The following is a 19,471-nucleotide window of genomic DNA, read 5'->3' on the forward strand; positions in this document are numbered from 1 at the left end:
TTTTGGTACTGGTCAGTTATTAGTGACCTTATCAGGGACATCTGGATTTACCAGCGCCAATGCGAATATCAACCTCTTTGGTGGTGCTTTCCTGTTCAATTAAAACGAACTTTAGCTAGAAGACAGGGAATAAATTCTCTGTCTTCAATGATATTAGAGGCAGAGCCTCATCAACTGCATTCCTAGTCAGAGACTAGGAACGAGATGTGGTAGGGATTTGATCTGAAGTTGACACCAATGAGGCTCTTGCTTTACCCCTACCCACATTATTAAGCCGTGTTAAGTATACATCATCACCCCATCATGTTTCGCCAAAAAGCGCAAAAACGCCAACCAAAAAAAAGAGATTTATGGTATTGACAAACAATTTTAAAAATGTTATCATAAGCTTGACAAGGAAGAACTATCTTGCAATAATAAATAAAACGACAAAATCCCCGACTTCTTCAAGAGGTCGGGGATCTGATTGATTCAAAATCAACCCTTACAGCATAGGTGCAAACTGAGATTTATCAGGTACTTCCGCGTACTCAGCCACAATTTGCCTAAGTTCATCACCATTAATGGTTTCTTTTTCAATCAACAAATCAACCAAACGGTCTGCGAGATTGCGATGATCACGCATGATATTCTTAGCGTTGCTATAGCATTCTTCCACAATCATTCTCACTTGGGCATCAATGCGACAAGCGATCGCTTCGGAATACTCGGAACGGGTTGTCCAGTCACGACCCAGGAACACTTCACCCTGTTGGCTTTCCAGAGATAAAGGACCCAAATCAGACATTCCAAATCGTGTTACCATTTGTCGTGCCATTCCTGACAACTGCTGCAAATCTCCACCAGCGCCAGTTGTAACTTCTGCACGGCCAAAAATTACCTCTTCAGCAGCCCGACCACCTAAAGCCCCTGTAATTCTAGCCTTTAGCTGAGAACGGCTAATTAAACCTTGTTCTTCATTAGGCATAAACCAAGTTAAACCCTGGGCTTGTCCTCTGGGAATCAAAGTCACTTTTTGTACCGGGTCATGGTCTTTAAGTAAAGTCCCGACCAAAGCATGGCCGATTTCATGGTAAGCAATCAGACGCTTACTCTTGCTATCCACCAGGGGAGTACCTTCCATACCAGCAACTACCCGATCAACAGCATCATCAATTTCTAGTAAAGTGATGCCTTCCTTGCGTCTTCTCGCTGTGAGAATCGCGGCTTCGTTGAGGAGGTTAGCTAAATCTGCACCGGTAAATCCAGGAGTCCGGCGAGCGATCGCTTCCAAAGATACGCTAGGATCTAATTTCTTATTTCTAGCATGAACTTGTAATACTTCCAAACGGCCTTTAATATCCGGTGCATCTACAGTTACTTGTCTATCAAAACGACCAGGACGTAATAAAGCGGCATCTAGGACATCAGGACGGTTAGTAGCAGCAATAATAATAATGCCAGTATTGCCTTCAAACCCATCCATTTCTGTTAATAATTGGTTGAGGGTTTGTTCCCGTTCATCATTCCCACCACCAATACCAGCACCCCGTTGACGACCTACAGCGTCAATTTCATCAATAAAGATAATACAGGGAGCGTTATCTTTCGCTTTCTTAAACAAGTCACGGACACGGGAAGCACCCACACCCACAAACATTTCCACAAATTCCGAACCGGAGATAGAGAAGAAAGGCACACCAGCTTCACCAGCGATCGCTTTTGCCAGTAAAGTTTTACCAGTTCCTGGAGGTCCAACCAATAGTACACCCTTGGGAATGCGAGCGCCCACAGCAGTAAATTTCTCAGGTTGTTTGAGGAAAGTAACAACTTCTTGTAATTCTTCCTTCGCTTCTTCAATTCCCGCTACATCGTCAAACTTCACCCCTGTTTTCGCTTCCATTTGGAAACGAGCGCGGGACTTGCCGAAATTCATCGCTTGTCCAGGACCACCGGGAAGATTATTAGAGCGCCGGAACAAAAAGAACAAGCCAGTAATCAATAAAACTGGGAAAATTAAATTACCCAAAAGTCCCCAGATTGCTCCATCATTGCGGATGGGATGGGCATCAAAACTAACTTGCTTTTCTTTGAGCTTTTGAATTAATTCAGGGGCATTCACGGGCAAATCTACCCGCCAGCGTTGGGTGCGATTTTCGATGTCTTGGTCATTAGCTTCGATAATTGCGGTTCTACCACCATCGTATAAATCCACATTGGTAACGCGGTCTGCATCCAAGTATTCCAAAAAGCGCCCATAGGTCATACGGGTATTGGCGGCATTTTTGCCTGTGTCCGCAGGAGCGCCTGCAAAAGCCCCTTGCCAGAAGAAAAAGCCAATTACCAAAGCCAGCACTGACCAAAGTGCTACGACTCTCCAGGAGAATTTCATCTTTAATTTGCCTTTAGATACTAATATGACTGCTTTTGTAACGGATGTTTATAAATCCATTTTGTAGTTTGAGCCATAAAACGTCGGTTTGCTTATGGCAGATTCATGAAGTTTGTCTAGAATCTTAATTAAATTTAACCTAATTCTCATACTAATACCAATTAAAAATTAAAAATTAAAAGTTGAATATTCCCAAGATCAGACCCAGTAAGGATTTGGGGCTAATTTATATTTTGCTATCTCTATTACTAATTTTATGCCGGACTGCACAGGATCACCAAATTCATTTATATTATTTATGCTTCAAAACTTAATACAACGCAGGGGTTACGGAAAATGAACCACGAAGAAGCGAAGAAGCGAAGGTAAGAGTTTTAGAGAGATTTTTCGTGATGGGTGATAGTGTCATCGCTGATCTTGTAACTAATCATCGTTTAAAATATAGTAGACTTCTTGTGGAAATTGCTATGAAACCATAGGAAGTACAAATAGCTTTGAGACTATCAATTAATTCTTTAATTTTACTGGCAAAATCTAAACTGTCTAAATGCTGCATAGTTGAGAATCTATATCTAAAAAGATAATTCTTGAAATAACTCTATCAAAGGCAAATTAAAATTAGGAATAACATCTTCTCCATCAAGACTATCTTCCAATTGCAAAAGCTGGGATGGCTTAGGTTTGCGATAAACTAATACACATTCTTCATCTGGCAATATTACCCATGCTAAACGAGTTCCATTTTCAAAATATTCTACTAATTTATTATGAATTTCTTCAAAAGTATTATTAGGAGAAATAATTTCTACAGCTAAATCAGGAGCGCCATCAAAAAAACCTTTGGGTAATCGCTTTAAACCTGGCAATCTTTCCTTGGAAATAAAAGCAAGATCGGGTGATCTTTTGTTACCAGTTTTCATTTTAAAAGCAGTGCTAGAATCACAAGTTATTCCGAGTTTATGATCACGCACAAAGCCTGTTAAAAAATATCCAAGAGTTAGAGCTAAGTAGCCATGTTCTACACCTGAATTTGCCACTATAATTAGCTCTCCATTCACATATTCATAAAGATTATCATTTTCTTGCAATAACATAAATTGCTCATCTGTTAAAGCCTGATGATTAGCTAAAGGTTGAATTAATTCTAAATTTGTGATTGCAGCTTGTGTCATTAGATTTAACTCCCCAGATGAAACGCTATATCAATGATTATATACTTAATTAACAGATCCCCGACTTCTAACACTAATTCATAATTTATTGACATCATTATCCTTAAAACGGCTTAATCGTTCGATTCCATCGGTAGGGGTTTAGCACTGCTAAACCCCTACAAATCTAGGTTTTTCCTAACCGTGTTTAGTATAACAAAGAAGTAGGGAATCTTATCCTGTTTATGCACTGATTCTAGTGTACTCGTTGATATACTTTTTAACGATTGGTAAAGGCTACCTTGGCCGCGACTCCTGGGCTGTGATTCAAGATTTTAACTGGCGCGAAGATTACATCCAAGTTAAAGGAGACTTGAGCCAGTATTCTCTTCGATCTGGTAGTAGTTATGGCTACGGTTCTAATGACACTGCCATTGTTTTGAGTAGTGATCCCAATGAAGTTTTAGCTATTGCACTAAGAGTTTCTACTAGCAACGGTAGTATTGCATTAACAACGCGAGATTTTAAAATTTCTGCCTAAAAGCTGTAACCAGTACATAATGCTGGGATACAGACTGGAAACATCAATTTTAGCAATGTGTTTGTGAAAACTTAGTACAGAAATTACCAATTTTTAACGCCAACCTACTTAGGGCTTGCTGAAAATATTGTAGAGCCGAGAATCCCTACCCAGGTCACTTCTCTACAAGGGTTTCAAGTCACGCACATTTAATTCTCACAAGATGTCTAATGATTTACTTACCTTCCGTAATTTTCAATGTATAAGGTAGGGATTCATTTTCCTTGTAAGAACCAATCCAAATTTGATAAGTACCTGGTAGCCATTCCCCAACAATACCGGGGTTTTTACCGTCAAAATCATCATTGCACCAAGTTCCACCGGGTCCTTTAACAATCATGGTGGTATCCGCAGGACTTTGGACTACTAATTTCAGGTAGTCAAATTTACTGGTGAGTTTCACAGTATGGTCTGGTGCTTCATCCATAAATCCTTTACATGGTCCTGTTGGTGGTGTTTCTGCTTTTCCTGCTATTTTGCTCCCCGGTATTGCACCACCACTCATTCCTCTCAATATCAAAGGATCTGAAGATAATGGATGTTGAATAGTCGCATCTCCAAAAATTGGCGAGGCTGTTTGAGCATTAGCAACTGGATTAAACCCGGCTGTAACGCAGAGTACAACTATGATTCCTCTAGGAAAAGCTGTTTTTGACATTGCAATTAGAGAAGATTCCTAAATACCCTCAAAGACATCAATCTTAGGTCTCAAGTTCCTTTGGAGAAAAGACTTGAGTACCGCAGGAGGAAATTCAAAATTCAAAATTAACGAGAACTCCTACCCATTACCCATGACTTAGGGTTTGCTGCTAATTGCTTGATTTAAACGGGCTTTATCTAAACCAATCTGATTTAACAGTAACCAAGACTGAATTAAATCTGGTCCATGTACATCCCCTGTTAACCCTGCTCTGAGCGATCGCATCACTAAGCCTTTTTTCACATTTTCCGATTTCACAACTTGCTTAATAATACTTTGGGCAATATCTGCTGATAACTTTGGCTGACTTTCTAAAGCTGTGATAATTGCTTGCAGTACAGTCTTGACACCTTCTTGCTGTAGTTGTTGACTGCCTTCTTCAGTCAATTCTACCCCATCAGTAAAAAATACCTTGGTCATCTCCACAGCATCCACCAATCGAGTCAAACTAGCAGCAATTAACGCCACTAGCTGCTCTAACCAAGTCCGTTCTCTCCCACCTGTAAACTGACAACCCGCTTTTTCCCAATAAGGGATAAGTAAATCTGTGAGTCGCTCAATTGGCATATTATGGAGATATTGGCTATTCAACCAATCCAATTTATCCCAGTCAAACTTAGCACCAGCTTTATTTACCCGCTCAAAGCCAAAATCCTTAGCTGCTGATTCTAAATTGAAAATTTCTTGAGTAGAATCCGCTGGCGACCATCCCAGCAAAGTCATATAATTAACTAAACCTTCCGCAGTAAAGCCCATTTCCTCAAAGTCACAAATGGAAGTTACTCCATCCCGCTTCGATAATTTGCGCCCTTCTTGATTTAAAATTAAGGGTGTATGAGCAAATTCGGGAATCTTCGCACCCAAAGCTTCATACAACAAAATTTGTTTAGCAGTATTGGCGATATGGTCTTCACCACGAATGACATGACTAATTTGCATATCAATGTCATCCACTACCACCACAAAATTATATAGTGGTTGACCAGTACCATCACTAGCTGCGCGAGCAATCACCATATCACCACCCAAATCACTACCACGCCAACTCATTTTCCCCCGCACTAAATCATTCCAGACAATTTCTCGGCTATCGGCGATTTGGAAACGAATTACAGAAGAACGTCCTTGAGCTTCAAATTCAGCCCTTTGTTCTGGGGTGAGGTGACGGTGACGGTTATCATAGCGGGGTGCTTCTCCTCTGGCTTTTTGCCCTTCTCTCAAAGCGTCTAATTCTTCAGATGTGGTGTAGCAGCGGTAAGCCAATCCTTGGTCTAGTAATTTTTGCACCGCTTCTTTGTAAAGATGGAGGCGTTGAGATTGGAAAAATGGACCTTCATCCCAATTCAATCCTAACCAGCGCAGTCCAGCTAGAATATTATCTGTGTATTCAGGACGCGATCGCTCTAAATCAGTATCTTCAATTCTTAAAATAAACTTGCCATCATGGTGACGAGCAAACAAATAGTTAAATACAGCAGTTCTGGCTGTACCAATATGTAGATTTCCGGTAGGACTCGGAGCTATACGGACTCTGACGGTCACAGTTGATTCTCTCTTTTACAAATCATGATTACACCTACTGAAATTAAAGGTATGAGCATTTTTAATCAACTCGTTATTTAATATTCAGCATTTTAGAACGGGACTGACGGGGCTCGAACCCGCAACTTCCGCCGTGACAGGGCGGTGCTCTAACCAATTGAACTACAGTCCCTTGATTTCGGTCTGAACTTGCACTCTCTCTATTATGCCTAGTCTTTTTCTATTTGTCAAGTAGTCTGAGAAAAAATATTTTTGCAGGGAATTTGCTCATGGAGAAAGAGAGGAATTTATTCCTCATTTGAGGGCTGAAGCCCTTACTACGAAATCATCTCCAGATTTTTTACATTACTTAATCTACTTTGATTTATTTTATTTTTAAAAGTTAGGTATTTTTAAGCGGCGTAATAATCTAGTCAATGGAGATTCGATTTTCAGCTTAAAGGCTAAAATTTGGGTTTGTTGTAGTCCATTAAAATTATTGTCGCTGATTAAAATTAGTGATGGTTGTCCGTCGGGTAATTTTGCACCCAAGGTCAATCCCTCAATATTATCTAATGATACATCTAAAGTTCGTAGATCTAACAGGAGTTTTTTCTCTACTGGCTTGATTTTATCAGGGTCAATTTTGGCAATGCTGTCAAAATTATGAATGTCTGTGGCGTTTTCTAAGGAAATCTCAAATACAAAAACTGTAAATCCCAAACCGGTGAAACTTCTTTCTATACTGAGAAAGTTTCCTTGATTATTGAGTGCTAGTAAATCTGGTAAGCCACTGGCAAATTTACCAGTAGGATTAAACAAAGGTGTAACTGGTTCTGTTTGATAGAGAAATTCCCGTTCTGGCTGCTTGGTTAAGAGGTTATATTCTAAAATTCGAGAGGAAGTACCAACACCGGATTTAGCCGCTGGTCCATCTTGAATTAAGGCGTTTTCGGTGGCTGTAAATAAGAATTTTTGATTAGGTGTAATGGTGAGACTTTCAAAGGCTAAGTTGTTACGGATGCCTTTTTGCTTTTGGGAATCTGGCAAAAATTTATCTGGTATGGGTAGGGTACTAATTGTTTTTCCAGAAGCCAGCGCAAATTCTTTAATAAAGGGATTGATAAGTTTGTCTACATCACCTTCAGAGGAAACAAATATGGTATCTTGATTGGTGATAGCAATTCCTTCTGTATCAGTGGTATTGGCAGGGAATGGTTGATTGCTGGTATTTAATAAGTTTGTGACACCTACGGGAATAACATCGTTGTTGGTTAATTTACCTTTGCTGAGGTCAATTGTGAAAGTATAAAAACGAGGTGATGCTTTTTGCCCTCTGTCATCTGATATTGCATAATATAGGTTATTTTTGGCATCATAAGTTATTCCCGATAACCCACCAATTTCGGTTTTTTGGAAAATTAAACCTGTGGGTAATGTAGCTTGGCCAATAAATTCTATACTTTTGATTATTGAAGAGGCAGAAGCGAAATTATTAAACAGAAAACCAATCAGAATTAGTGGAATTATAAAGATGAGAATTAGGGATAGTTTCTGAGGTTTTGGGAGACGTGGCATAAAATAACTGGAGTAAAATTTTTTATAAGGTAATATTACCCGATTCAGCCTCAAAAAAGCTAACTAGCCAATCTTTGACGGTACGGGTGGCGCGACAGTCATCTTCGTTGTAGTCTTGAATGATTGCTAATAAGGTGCGATCGCCTGTTTCTAACCACTTATCATACCAGTAAATACATTTAGCGCCATTGGCTTGTTGTTCACGCCATTCAAATCCTAGCCAACGAGCAATAGTTTTTAAGGCATAACTATCTATTGGTAAAGCCACACTTTGAATTAATTGTTCATAGATATCAATAAACCGATTCAGGATGGGATGAATTTGGGCATAAGGTGTGCGATACAATTTACCAAGGCGTTTGACTGTATCTACTTCATAAGCACAAAAATGATAAATTGGGGCTTGAGGATATTGATTAACTAAATTCAGAAATTGTTGCCAAATTAGTGGTTCTTGTTCGGGTTGTTCCGCTAAAAAAGCATAAAATTGTTCGGTATTAGCGACTCTATCCACAACTAAAACACCTAAAAGATAATTTAAATTTAAATCTGGTTGGGCTTCAATATCAAAATAAAGTTCAATGGGGGCTGTAAAAGTTAGATATTCTAAAGAAAAGGAATCTGCAAGAATTAAGGGTTGCTTGGTGAATACAGATTGGGCTTGAACAACTAATTTAGCAGCTACATTACTATCAAATCCTGTTAAGTTTTCTAAGCTGCTAGGATGGGTATGCGCCAGTGCTTCTAAAGTAGTAATAGCTAGATTTTGCAGTTGAGTATAGCGAATCGGTGTTACACCTGGTAACAGAGAAAGGTGTTCTTGAGATCTCGCTTTGGCATGACAATAATTATACCAAGGACAAAGACTACATTTTTGCCGAGAAATAAAAATTTCTGGTGCTTCCACCGACTCAATAACTTGAATATATTCCCCTAAAATATCCAACATTTGTGGTGTCCATTTATCTAAATCCACCACATAAGTTTTATCTTTATCCCGCAATATCAGCCCGGCTTTACTGAGAATCACATCCTGAACCGTGGCTAAAACTTGGGCGTGAAAAGCAATAACTACTTGATATTCTTGCTTGGGACGTTTACCCAATTCAATATTAACTGGGACATAGTTCCAATTCCCAAACCGAGATTTTCCCGGCTGTTTGACCAGTAAATCTGGGCGACTCAGCAAAGTATATTTTTCACGATAGGTAGTTAATATTACACCACGACGAATATAACTCACCCCTTGCTGCATCAGTTCTAGAGTTGATGCTGCTCCTGCTTCCCAATCCCGTGACAGATAATCAGGTTCATAGTAACTTAACTTTTTGACTATTCGCTGATGATGAGCAATTTTGTCCTGTTGTACCTTCAGCACTAACTCATTGGGAATCTCTCGCTGAAGATAATCACCGTGAACATCTAAAAAAGGTCGCCGCTGACAGCGTTGAAATTGTAGTAAAAGTTGAGCATTAATTAACATCCTTTTAAGCTAACAATAATTCAGAAATTACAGGACAATGGTAAGGAGTAAGGAGTCAGGAGTCAGGAGTCAGGAGTCACCGAGTCAGAAAGGAGAATGAAAAAAGAAGAATGAAAAAAGTTTTTCTATTACCTGTTCCCTGTTCCCTGTTCCCTGAACAGTTAAGAATTGCATTGTGCAGCCAAATACTATAATCCTGATTGTGATTTTTCATGTTCAATAACAAAAACATTATGTCCCACCAGAGTAACCAGTACAGAATGTTCAACATTATAGTATAAAACATCACTGTTGGCGATATTTTCCCAGACTATATTACCAGCCCCAGCAATAATGGCTTGATAATTCGTTGGTATTGAACATACGAGGTTGGGTTAAGCGACAGCGCAACCCAACGCATTTGTTGGGTTTCATGCTTCAACCCAACCTACAAATCAAGGCTTTTTCTAATTTGGACAAGGTATTGCAAACTATATGTTTAATATATTCAGGTTTTTTAGCTGGCACTGTAGGAAAGCGAAATGATAACTAACAAAGAGTTATTTTCCCAGCTTACATGATTTTCCTGGGTTTTGGCTAATTTAACGTTTCGCTCCTCAAAGACGGCATCAAACCCATTATCCTCATCAGACCTAAATCAAGTGGAAATCGTTTTTTGTGGATTTTTGCAACTATTAATCATTGATCTGCTGATTTTTGGGCTAGATATTGCTACACTGAATTTCATACAAAATTATAATTTTTGTTCCCTGCACCTTGTGAGAGCATAGAATCAGCTTTCTGGTGTCATCAAGAAAAGAAAGATAAAAGAGCAAATCAAAACATGGTAGAATCCCTCAGAAAACCAGGCTCTGACGAAATCCGTTCTGGAATTAAGTCCCCTGCTAAGGAAACCCTTTTAACACCAAGGTTTTACACAACCGATTTCGATGAAATGGCGCGGATGGATCTTTCCGTCAATGAAGAGGAATTAGAAGCTATTATTGCAGAATTCCGCATTGACTACAACCGCCATCACTTTGTTCGGGATGCTCAGTTTGAACAATCTTGGGACTCTATTGACGGAGAAACTCGCAAATTGTTCGTTGAATTTCTCGAACGTTCTTGTACAGCAGAGTTTTCCGGCTTCTTGTTATACAAAGAACTCGGTCGGCGTTTAAAGGATAAAAGCCCTCTTTTAGCTGAAGGCTTTAACCTGATGTCACGGGATGAAGCCCGTCACGCTGGGTTCTTGAACAAAGCTATGTCAGACTTTAATCTTTCTTTAGATTTAGGGTTTTTGACTAAGAGTCGTAGTTATACGTTCTTTAAGCCCAAATTCATCTTCTACGCTACCTATCTTTCTGAAAAGATTGGTTATTGGCGCTATATCACCATTTATCGTCATTTAGAAGCTCATCCTGAAGATCAAATTTATCCAATTTTTAACTTTTTTGAGAACTGGTGTCAGGATGAAAACCGTCACGGTGATTTCTTTGATGCGGTTATGAGAGCGCAGCCACAAATGTTGAATGACTGGAGAGCAAAACTCTGGAGTCGCTTCTTCCTGTTGTCAGTATTTGCAACTATGTATCTCAATGATATTCAACGCAAGGATTTCTACGCTTCCTTGGGATTGAATGCGCGAGATTATGATATTCATGTAATTAAGAAGACCAATGAAACCGCTGGTAGAGTCTTCCCTGTTATGTTGGATGTTGAAAATCCAGTATTTTATGAGCGTTTAGATGTTTGCGTCCAGAATAACGAAAAATTGGCAGCAATTTCTAGCTCTAATACGCCTAAATTCTGGCAATTCTTCCAAAAACTTCCAATCTATCTATCTCATGGTTGGCAGTTATTACAATTATATCTAATGAAGCCTATTGATGCGGCTTCTGCTCACGGTCAAGCTCGTTAATTTGAGTTTGATTTTTGCTTGAGGAGGTGGTTTTGTCTGAGACAGAACCACTTTTTTTGTTAGAGTGTTCCAACGAAAAAATGATCCAAAAGTTCACTCACTTCGACAAAAGATTTCAACGAACCATTTAGTCAAAGTTGGCAAGGGGACAATTCCTGTTTAGGATGGGCAGTATTATAGCAGGATTTATCCCTGGTCTTGGGTTAGTGGTTCAACCCGCAATGGGAGCAACCACAGTTAAAGTATTAGGTGAAGTTGCTATTACCTATTTTGAAAATATGTATCCTCACAAAGTTTACGTTGTTGTTCTCCTAAAGATAATATATTTTCCCAGGGAGCTTCAGTATCAAAACTATCTACTCGACTCAATAAACTTTGCAGATTAACTTGTTTTAAAACTTCTGTAAGTGCGCGATCGCTGATTATTCGTTCTGTATGTGGATAAAGCAACTGTTCCCGCAAAGTTCCTAAAATAATGTAAGGACGTTGAGGTAAAAACAACACTTCTTCTAAAGGAGGTCGGACTAAACGACCTGTTCCTGCATTCCACAAACCAGCGATCGCCCTCAATAAAGAACTTTTACCTCTACCACTCGGTCCAACAATTAATAAACCTTCTCCCGGTTGAACAGAAAGTGATAAATCTTCAACAATTAAGTAGGTGAACTGAAAAATTTAAAGGTATGTGAAGAAAAGTAAAATCGCCCAAAACTCTCTTCCTGTTCCCAGTTAAGAGTTCCCTGTTTTTAACGCCAACCTACTTAAATGGTACTGAACTAACGGTCAACCCATTTAACTCCAAATCAGACACAGGAGCATTTTGCAGGTTAAACATGACTTGGAATAGTGGTGTATGGGATAAATCCCGTTCTGGTTGCAATGCTTCCACTAGCATTTCAAAGGGCAAATGTTGATGAGCATAAGCACCCAAAGACATTTCTCTAACACGAGTCAACAATTCACTAAAACGCGGATTACCTGCCAAGTTAGTACGCATCACCAAGGTATTGACAAAAAAGCCAATTAACCCTTCTATTTCCGAGCGATCGCGGTTAGCAATGGGTGAACCTACTAAAATATCTGATTGTCCGGTGTAGCGATAAAGCAGGGTGTCATAAGCTGCTAACAGCGTCATGAACAGGGTACAACCTTGATTTTGACTCAGTTTGATCAATTTATCCGTTAACTCAACTGACAAGGCAAATTTATGAGTTGCACCAACTACGGTCTGTACAGCAGGTCTGGGGCGGTCAGTGGGTAATGATAATATAGGTGGTGCGTCTTTAAGTTGCTTTTGCCAGTAAGAAAGTTGACTTTGTAGTACATCCCCTTGCAACCATTGTCTTTGCCAAATCGCAAAATCTGCATACTGAATTGATAGGGTTGATAAAGGCGTTCGCGTAGCGTCTCGCAGAGAAGGTAGACCTTGAGAATAAGCATTATATAGTTGTGTGAGTTCTTGGAAAAACACACCCATTGACCAACCATCGGAAACAATGTGGTGCATACACACTAACAATACTTGCTCTGTTTTTTGCTCTGGGTAAAAGCGGTGGTGCTGTCAGTACAAGTATTGCCAGGAGTATCTTCACGGGCAATTACACAACATCCTTCCACATCCTCATATTGACTTAGTGCTGCTTCCACCTCGCCTAACTCAATGCGGAAACCGCGTATTTTTACTTGAGTGTCAACGCGTCCTAAGTATTCGATATTGCCATCTGGTAAATAACGTGCTAAATCCCCAGTTTTATACAATTTTGGATTTTGGATTTTGGATTTTGGATTTTGGATTTTGGATTTTGGATTTTGGATTTTGGATGATTGAATGGATTGGGGATAAATTTCTCATTGGTTAAATCTGGACGGTTGAGATAGCCTCTAGCTAAAGTGATACCACCAATGTACAACTCTCCGGGAATACCAATGGGGACAGGTTGTAAATTTTGATCTAAAAGATAAATCTCTGTATTAGCGATCGCTTTGCCAATGGGAGGCAATAGTGGCCAAGTTTCTACTGAAGGAGAAAGTGTAAAAGCTGTAACTGCATGACTTTCCGATGGTCCATAATGATTGTGCAGAGTACAATTACCCAGCTTCCTAAACCATTGAGAAATCGCCGGAGTAATCTGCAATTGTTCACCAGCAGTAATAATTTCTTGCAGGTGAGTTGCAAATAATTCACTATCAACGGCTACTTCCGCTAGTTGTTGTAGAGCGACAAAGGGAACAAACAATCTGGTTACGGCTTTTTCTTCCAGAAAACCTAATAAAGCCAAGGCATCCCGGCGTAATTCCTCTGTAATTAACACTAATGTACCGCCAGAACACCAGGTAGAGAAGATTTCCTGGAAGGAAACATCAAAGCTAATAGGAGCAAATTGTAGAGTTTTTGCGTCCTGTGCCACTGTGGTATTTTCCAATTGCCAAAGAATCAAATTACACAATGGCAAATGATTCATGGCTACACCCTTGGGTTTACCTGTAGAACCAGAAGTGTAAGTTATGTATGCTAGATTCTCTACCTGATCTGTGGTATTGAGATTATCCCGACTTTCTTGGAGAATAACTTGCCAGTCCAACAAAGGAGGTGCGTCGGCTAACTGTTGTTTCCAGTATTCCAGTTGCTTGTCTTGAACTTCTTTTGTTAACCATTCCCGTTGCCAAAGAGCAAAATCAGCGTATTGTATGGTTAAATCTGTTAAAGGGCTTGGTTTCCCTTGAATAAACGCTGGATAGAGTGCTTTTAATTCTTTGAAAAATACCCCCATTGACCAATGCTAAATCTTCTAGCTCACTTTGATGCAATTCTAAATCTGGTTCACATTTAAGCAACTGATCAACAGTGGCAATTTTAAAGTTTTCTAAGTTTAAAACTCTGGAAAAATTATCAATGTCAGCAGCTAAAGTAGAACTGGTTAAAACCAGAGGTTTCTCCAACATTTGCCAAGTGTTTTGTAATTTACTGGCTGTATTATTAGCTGGTTCATAAATGGGAGCAATGGATACTGGAACTGGAACAAAACCACCCAATACACAACCCCAAAAAGCACAAATAAAATCTTGATTATCTTCTAGTTGAAAAATTACTTTATCCTGTGGTTTAAGTCCTATGTTTCTCAATCCTGCTACAATTCGTTGGGCATCCTGCCATAATTCTGGATAAGATTGAACTGTTTCACTACCATCAGATTTAATGTAGATTATACTCTCGTTTAAATTGCATCTGTGAGGGGTATAGTAGAGATGGGTACAAATACTGTGGGCATCAACTCCCTGGGGAGAATTGTTTGCAGATGGGATAAAAGTTGTTCTGGTGCAAATAACCCTGATGGAACTATATAAGCTACTAATTCCGGTTTTCCCTGTTCTGTTTGTCTCTCAATAACTACACAATCATCTACAGTCAAACTCGACCTAATAGCAACTTCTATTTCTTGGTATGCAAAACTTTGATTAAGTGAAGTTACTAAAACTTGACTATGGTGATCTAACTGCATTATCTTTATATGTCCTTATTAAGATTAAATCCGCTATTAATTATTTTATTTGTAATAAATGTTGATTATAATAAGGTAAGATCTTCATTTACTTGTACTTTAATTTATGTTATGTTATTTTTTTCAGAAAATTATGCTTATTAAACAAACAAATAATCTCAGGTTCAGATATAGAATACAATAACACTTTAAACACTTAAGAAAACAGTTAAGACAGTTAAGACAGTTAACTAGATAATTAAATTGACACTCTCAGTGCTAAAAAACTAGCTTTACTAGGATAAGATTCTTCCTGTTCTACGTATTTGATTCCGGATCTCTCACAGAGAGCTTTTAGCTTAGATCTCAAACTGCTGTGGGGAATCTGTACGAAGTTCTGATGATTGCGAGAACCAATATTGATGGATTGTTTGATCTCAAGATTGAATCCAACTATCAGCTTGCCAATACGATGTTCAATAGGCTTTGAGCATCGTCACCTGTTCACCTAACTATAGTTAAACAATGGTAGCTAATTGCTTGGCAAAATAAGTCCGATAGAGTTGGCAACGGGGTAATACGCGATCGCCATCAAAGGTAATTAGTCCTAAACTTTCCAATTTATAAGCATGGATAGGATCAATAACCAGACTTTCTTTAGTGGTAACAAGTTCAGTATATGTCCTAATTAAACCAGGATTAGCTAACAGTTTGACCCAATATTGCTGCAAATGATAGCGATAAATACCACCATTAGCGATCGCCTCCTTGATCAAGTCTAGTAAAGTCGTAGCCCCAGAGTGAAGATAATACAACGCCAGTTGTATCAATGCTGGATGACCACCAAGAAGAGATATTAACTGAGCCGATTCTTTGCCCGCAGTCCAACTTAGCCCATATCGCCTAGCTAATTCTTCTACCTGTTGCTGAGTAAATTCTTGCAGACGGATAGGTAGTCCAATATTAAACAGAGAGTTATTGATATCTAAACAAAAATACTGTTCTGTTGAATAAGCAACTACTAACCTCAAATTTTTCCATAAGTTATTTTGCCGTGATTCTTCGTACCAACAACGCAACAAAGCAAAAAATTCCTGAGCAATATGGGGATATTCAAAAAATCGTTCTACTTCGCTCAATACTAAAACTAGAGGTTTGTCACTCTCCTTGAGAATATAATACTGAAAGTAAAGACTACAGGTTAACTTATAACCCACATCTTCATCCCAATGTTCACTAATATTAGGCGCTATACCCAGTTTTATAGCAATTTGGCTACAAAAAGAACGCAAAAACTTATTTAAGTCAGTTAAGCAATAAGCATCTATCTGAGAAAAACTTAAATTTATAGTGCGATATCCTTTTGTATCTGCAAAGGACAAAAGACGCAGTATCAAAGATGTTTTACCCATCTGTCCAGGAGCGAAAATTCTCATTACACAACCTGGTTGAGTCACTTCTCGATACATTAATTTTTCTATAGGTTGACGCTCAATATATAAAGGAGAATCTAAAGGTACTGGTCCATCTGGATATGACCACCAAACAGGACTTTCTGTTCTTAGACATATACTATTACTATCTGATATTTTGGTTTCAAAATCTTCCATTAGGAAGATGTAATCTTCTTCATGCAGTTCTAGATTAAAAGTGTTAAAACATAATTTTAGAGTTTTTTGGTCTACACCTTTACTAGCCGACCATAAGCGACTGAGAGTTTTGGCAGAGAGTTTCGTATAGTCTGATAAATCCTCTAAAGAGAGGCGTTGTCCCCGGTTTTCTATAATCTCCCATGATGATATAGCTTCTTGCAAGCGTTGCAGTCCTTTAGGAGATAAAAGCGCACCTCGTCTTCTTTTTGTGGTATTTTCTTTTAAAGCCATAATCCAAAAATTTGACTAAATTGGTTTAATCATATAAAATGATCTATGTATTACTTACTGTAGCAAAAATCTTGCCATAGATAGATCATCATGTTTTCCATAGATAAATTAGCCCGATTTGATATTAATACTATACTAAATGCTAAGATTAATACCGGAACTTTAACAAATACAAAATTTTACCAAGTATAGTAAATAACCATGTAATCTGCCTAGCCTTGAGTGCAGTAGGATATGTTGTTATTTCCTATTTGATACTTATTTTTTTGTTTACTTAAACTCAGGTATATTTACTTATGCTTAATAGTGTTGATGTAGCAGGTATTATTTTACCTGAAGCTATCAAATTAAAATTGGCAGCTTTAGAGAATGTAAATTTATTTTCATCAAATTCCGAGACTTACTTGGATTTTGGTGATGATGTGCAGATAGATTTAGACAAAATTTTTAACATTCATAGTAAAGTCGAATACATAAATGTAATATTTGATAAAATTATTACTGAAGTATTCGGAAATCATCAAATTATTATAGTTAAACCAAAATTTAAAATATGTAAAATTGGTCAAGAACTAGAAATATATTTACAGGGATTACTCAATAGCCAAAATATTGAATTAGTTTTTAGTAATGACACCAGCTTAAAATATCAATTAAATCCTGAATTTAGGTTTAGTAAAATCACAAATATAGTTCCTATCATCAGTAATATAAAACTAGACAATCCACAGTTAATTATATCTAGCAAAAACCGTATTTTCGCTGATAAAAAATTAGGTAAAATTAATTTAAACAGAGGATTTAGTTTGATTGGAGATATTGATTTACAGACATTTCCTAAAAACATCAGTGATTTTATTCATCAACATTTAAGAATCAGAGACTTAAGAGGATTAATTAGCCTAGACTCAACAGGAAAAGTCAGTTTAACAGGTCATATTAAAGGCAAAAGAAGCCTATTTTCTCAGCCACCATTGCAAGCTGATTTTAATAATTTACTCATCGAATTAGATATTGATGCTAATTTACAGCCAAAATTTGGATTAACGGGAAACTTAATTCTTCAAGGTTATGATCCCAGTCAGGAAAATGAACCTAAGTTATTTCTTGCAGGAAATCTCTCCCTTGAACCTAAATCTTTAACAGCATATTTTAGTCAAAGAGGGGAAAAAACCTGGCATAATCCCTATGGATTAATCGGAACTGAACTGCGTAATCTCAGATTTCAAGGAGGTGGAACATATTTACCTCCTTACTTTGATAACTTGGGATTCATTGGTGATTTGAGATGGGAAGAAATAGACATAGAAGTAGCATTCATAATAGATACTAACGATCCTCAAAGATTAGCATTAATTTTAACTGTTAATCAACCCGTTAGTTTAATAGATTTATGGCAAGGTCCGGTCACTGCTTTCATTCAAAAACAAGCAGGTTTTTCCCCAGATTTAGTTAACAAAGCATTATCCTTATTGGAAACATTGGATAATTTGCAGATTGAATCAGTTGATGCAGATGCAGATGGAACACCCAACCCATTGATTAAATATGTTCCCTTTTGCACAACAATTGCAGGACAACCGATATCAGAAGGATTAGAAATTAATGGCAAAATTCATGCTTGGGGTCATGAAGCTATTTTACTCTTGCAAGGTAACATAAGTTTAAATAATATTAGTGGTTCGTTAAAAGTTTCGGAAATAGATTTAGGATTTGCCAAAATCACAGGATCAGATGATGACAGTTTAGATTTAGCCTTAAAAATCACACCTACCGAACAGTATCTTCAGGGAGATGGCTATGTAGAATTGCTTGGTAACGAAATTGCCAATGTGGAATTTAAAATTACTTCTACAAGTGCGATATTTAAAAACTTTGATTTGAATTTAGCTAATCTCCTAAGTATTGATGTTGATGATTTAATTATAGATATCAAAACTGGCTGCGGTAGTGGTTTTGGGAAGATTTCCATTTTAGGAAATACTCTAGCAGGTATTACATTTGATATTAATCAAAATAGGATTAATCTGAAAAATATTCAGATCAACTTAGTCGGTTTCTTAACTCTCAGTATTCCCCTGTTAACAGTTAATTTAACCCAGCAAATTGCTACAGGTGAAGCAGATATTACAGCCTTTAATCAAGATTTAGGTAGGGGAAAATTATCATTTAATGTTGAAGATGTTTTCATCAAAGATGTACTTCTGAATTTAGTTAATATTCTCCAATTGAATGTTCCTAAATTGAAAGTTGATTTAACCAAGAAAAAAGTTTCAGGTTTAGGGAATATTACTATTTTAGGGAAAAGATTCACTGCATTAGGTATCATCCTCAATGAAAGAGGACTAAAAGCGAAAAATGATTTCGATTTCGGTATTTTAGCTTTCAACGGTGCTACAGTTACTCTGGGTAGAGACAATGATGGAAATATCAATAATTCAGCTAGTCTTGTAGGTAATCTCAAGTTTTTAGGTTATAGTATTGCTAATATTAACGCCAAAGTAAATAGTGATAAATTAACTGCATCAGGAAGCTTTAATTTTGGAGATATCCTCATCCTTAAAGGAGTGAATAAACAGAAAAAAGCCACATTAATGCTGAAAAAATCCAAGAATGGGCGTTATAATTCAGTTAGTATCATGGGCAGATTCTATTTGTTAAACCAAGAACTGACATCTGTGAAAATTAGCAATAATAACGGCACTCTCAAAATTTGCGGAATCTCTGTTAATGTCAAAAATTAAGTAAGTGGGCGTTAAAAATTGTCGTTATGACAAGGGAACAGAAAGTGTTCATGAATCATTTAGGATTGCTATAGTCATCCT

General features: G+C 37.8%; 16 protein-coding genes, 1 tRNA gene and 2 pseudogenes. 3 read left to right on the top strand and 16 right to left on the bottom strand.

Annotated elements, in window-relative coordinates:
* Positions 1–484: 484 nt before the first annotated feature.
* From ftsH2 to AN490_RS04340, 3 genes are all read right to left on the bottom strand, one after another.
* Positions 485–2,371, bottom strand: a complete 1,887-nt coding sequence (gene ftsH2 / locus AN490_RS04330; protein ID WP_300000333.1) for an ATP-dependent zinc metalloprotease FtsH2 — start codon at positions 2,369–2,371, stop codon at positions 485–487.
* Positions 2,372–2,798: 427 nt separating this feature from the next.
* Positions 2,799–2,927, bottom strand: coding sequence for a hypothetical protein (locus tag AN490_RS04335; protein WP_300000335.1), 129 nt, complete (start codon positions 2,925–2,927; stop codon positions 2,799–2,801).
* Positions 2,928–2,943: 16 nt separating this feature from the next.
* Positions 2,944–3,543, bottom strand: coding sequence for a Uma2 family endonuclease (locus tag AN490_RS04340; RefSeq protein ID WP_300000337.1), 600 nt, complete (start codon positions 3,541–3,543; stop codon positions 2,944–2,946).
* A gap of 247 nt (positions 3,544–3,790) precedes the next feature.
* Here AN490_RS04340 and AN490_RS04345 point away from each other — a divergent pair, with 247 nt between their 5' ends.
* A complete protein-coding gene (locus AN490_RS04345; RefSeq protein WP_300000339.1) occupies positions 3,791–4,063 on the top strand; it encodes a hypothetical protein in 273 nt (90 codons plus the stop codon).
* A 214-nt stretch (positions 4,064–4,277) separates the two neighbouring features.
* Here AN490_RS04345 and AN490_RS04350 read toward each other — a convergent pair whose 3' ends face one another.
* The 6 genes and pseudogenes from AN490_RS04350 to AN490_RS04375 all read right to left on the bottom strand — a co-directional run.
* Positions 4,278–4,760 (bottom strand): hypothetical protein, encoded by a 483-nt coding sequence (locus AN490_RS04350; RefSeq protein ID WP_300000341.1) that lies wholly within the window; start codon positions 4,758–4,760, stop codon positions 4,278–4,280.
* Positions 4,761–4,898: 138 nt separating this feature from the next.
* Complete coding sequence (gene gltX, locus AN490_RS04355) at positions 4,899–6,344, bottom strand: glutamate--tRNA ligase (protein ID WP_300000343.1); 1,446 nt, start codon at positions 6,342–6,344, stop codon at positions 4,899–4,901.
* Between the two features lie 98 nt (positions 6,345–6,442).
* Positions 6,443–6,516, bottom strand: a tRNA-Asp gene (locus AN490_RS04360).
* A gap of 203 nt (positions 6,517–6,719) precedes the next feature.
* Entirely contained in the window at positions 6,720–7,901 is a 1,182-nt protein-coding gene (locus AN490_RS04365) for an esterase-like activity of phytase family protein (protein ID WP_300000345.1), read from the bottom strand.
* Between the two features lie 22 nt (positions 7,902–7,923).
* The gene (locus AN490_RS04370) at positions 7,924–9,384 is read right to left on the bottom strand and encodes a TM0106 family RecB-like putative nuclease (protein ID WP_300000348.1); all 1,461 of its coding nucleotides are present in this window, start codon (positions 9,382–9,384) and stop codon (positions 7,924–7,926) included.
* A 236-nt stretch (positions 9,385–9,620) separates the two neighbouring features.
* Positions 9,621–9,734: pseudogene (locus AN490_RS04375) on the bottom strand (metal-dependent phosphohydrolase); the annotation flags it as partial.
* Between the two features lie 473 nt (positions 9,735–10,207).
* On the opposite strand from AN490_RS04375, the gene acsF reads away from it, so the two are divergent.
* Complete coding sequence (acsF, locus tag AN490_RS04380; protein WP_300000350.1) at positions 10,208–11,284, top strand: magnesium-protoporphyrin IX monomethyl ester (oxidative) cyclase; 1,077 nt, start codon at positions 10,208–10,210, stop codon at positions 11,282–11,284.
* Positions 11,285–11,581: 297 nt separating this feature from the next.
* Here the strand turns inward: acsF and AN490_RS04385 are convergent.
* From AN490_RS04385 to AN490_RS04410, 7 genes and pseudogenes are all read right to left on the bottom strand, one after another.
* A pseudogene (locus tag AN490_RS04385) lies at positions 11,582–11,941 on the bottom strand (ATP-binding cassette domain-containing protein); the annotation flags it as partial.
* 100 nt (positions 11,942–12,041) lie between these two features.
* Positions 12,042–12,791, bottom strand: coding sequence for a condensation domain-containing protein (locus AN490_RS22890; RefSeq protein WP_366925015.1), 750 nt, complete (start codon positions 12,789–12,791; stop codon positions 12,042–12,044).
* Between the two features lie 5 nt (positions 12,792–12,796).
* Positions 12,797–13,042 (bottom strand): hypothetical protein, encoded by a 246-nt coding sequence (locus tag AN490_RS22895; RefSeq protein ID WP_366925016.1) that lies wholly within the window; start codon positions 13,040–13,042, stop codon positions 12,797–12,799.
* Complete coding sequence (locus AN490_RS22900) at positions 13,021–14,055, bottom strand: AMP-binding protein (RefSeq protein WP_366925017.1); 1,035 nt, start codon at positions 14,053–14,055, stop codon at positions 13,021–13,023. The genes AN490_RS22895 and AN490_RS22900 overlap by 22 nt, the downstream gene beginning before the upstream one ends.
* Positions 13,961–14,617, bottom strand: coding sequence for an AMP-binding protein (locus AN490_RS22905; RefSeq protein ID WP_366925019.1), 657 nt, complete (start codon positions 14,615–14,617; stop codon positions 13,961–13,963). Before AN490_RS22905 ends, AN490_RS22900 begins: the two co-directional genes overlap by 95 nt.
* The gene (locus AN490_RS04405) at positions 14,500–14,784 is read right to left on the bottom strand and encodes a hypothetical protein (RefSeq protein WP_300000352.1); all 285 of its coding nucleotides are present in this window, start codon (positions 14,782–14,784) and stop codon (positions 14,500–14,502) included. The genes AN490_RS22905 and AN490_RS04405 overlap by 118 nt, the downstream gene beginning before the upstream one ends.
* A gap of 497 nt (positions 14,785–15,281) precedes the next feature.
* The gene (locus tag AN490_RS04410; protein WP_300000354.1) at positions 15,282–16,646 is read right to left on the bottom strand and encodes an AAA-like domain-containing protein; all 1,365 of its coding nucleotides are present in this window, start codon (positions 16,644–16,646) and stop codon (positions 15,282–15,284) included.
* Positions 16,647–16,942: 296 nt separating this feature from the next.
* Between AN490_RS04410 and AN490_RS04415 the strand changes: the two genes are divergently transcribed.
* Positions 16,943–19,390 carry a hypothetical protein gene (locus tag AN490_RS04415; protein WP_300000355.1) on the top strand — a complete coding sequence of 816 codons (2,448 nt, stop codon included), beginning with the start codon at positions 16,943–16,945 and terminating at the stop codon, positions 19,388–19,390.
* The last annotated feature ends 81 nt before the right edge of the window (positions 19,391–19,471 follow it).

This window comes from Anabaena sp. AL09, assembly GCF_001672255.1.
Classification (GTDB): domain Bacteria; phylum Cyanobacteriota; class Cyanobacteriia; order Cyanobacteriales; family Nostocaceae; genus Dolichospermum; species Dolichospermum lemmermannii.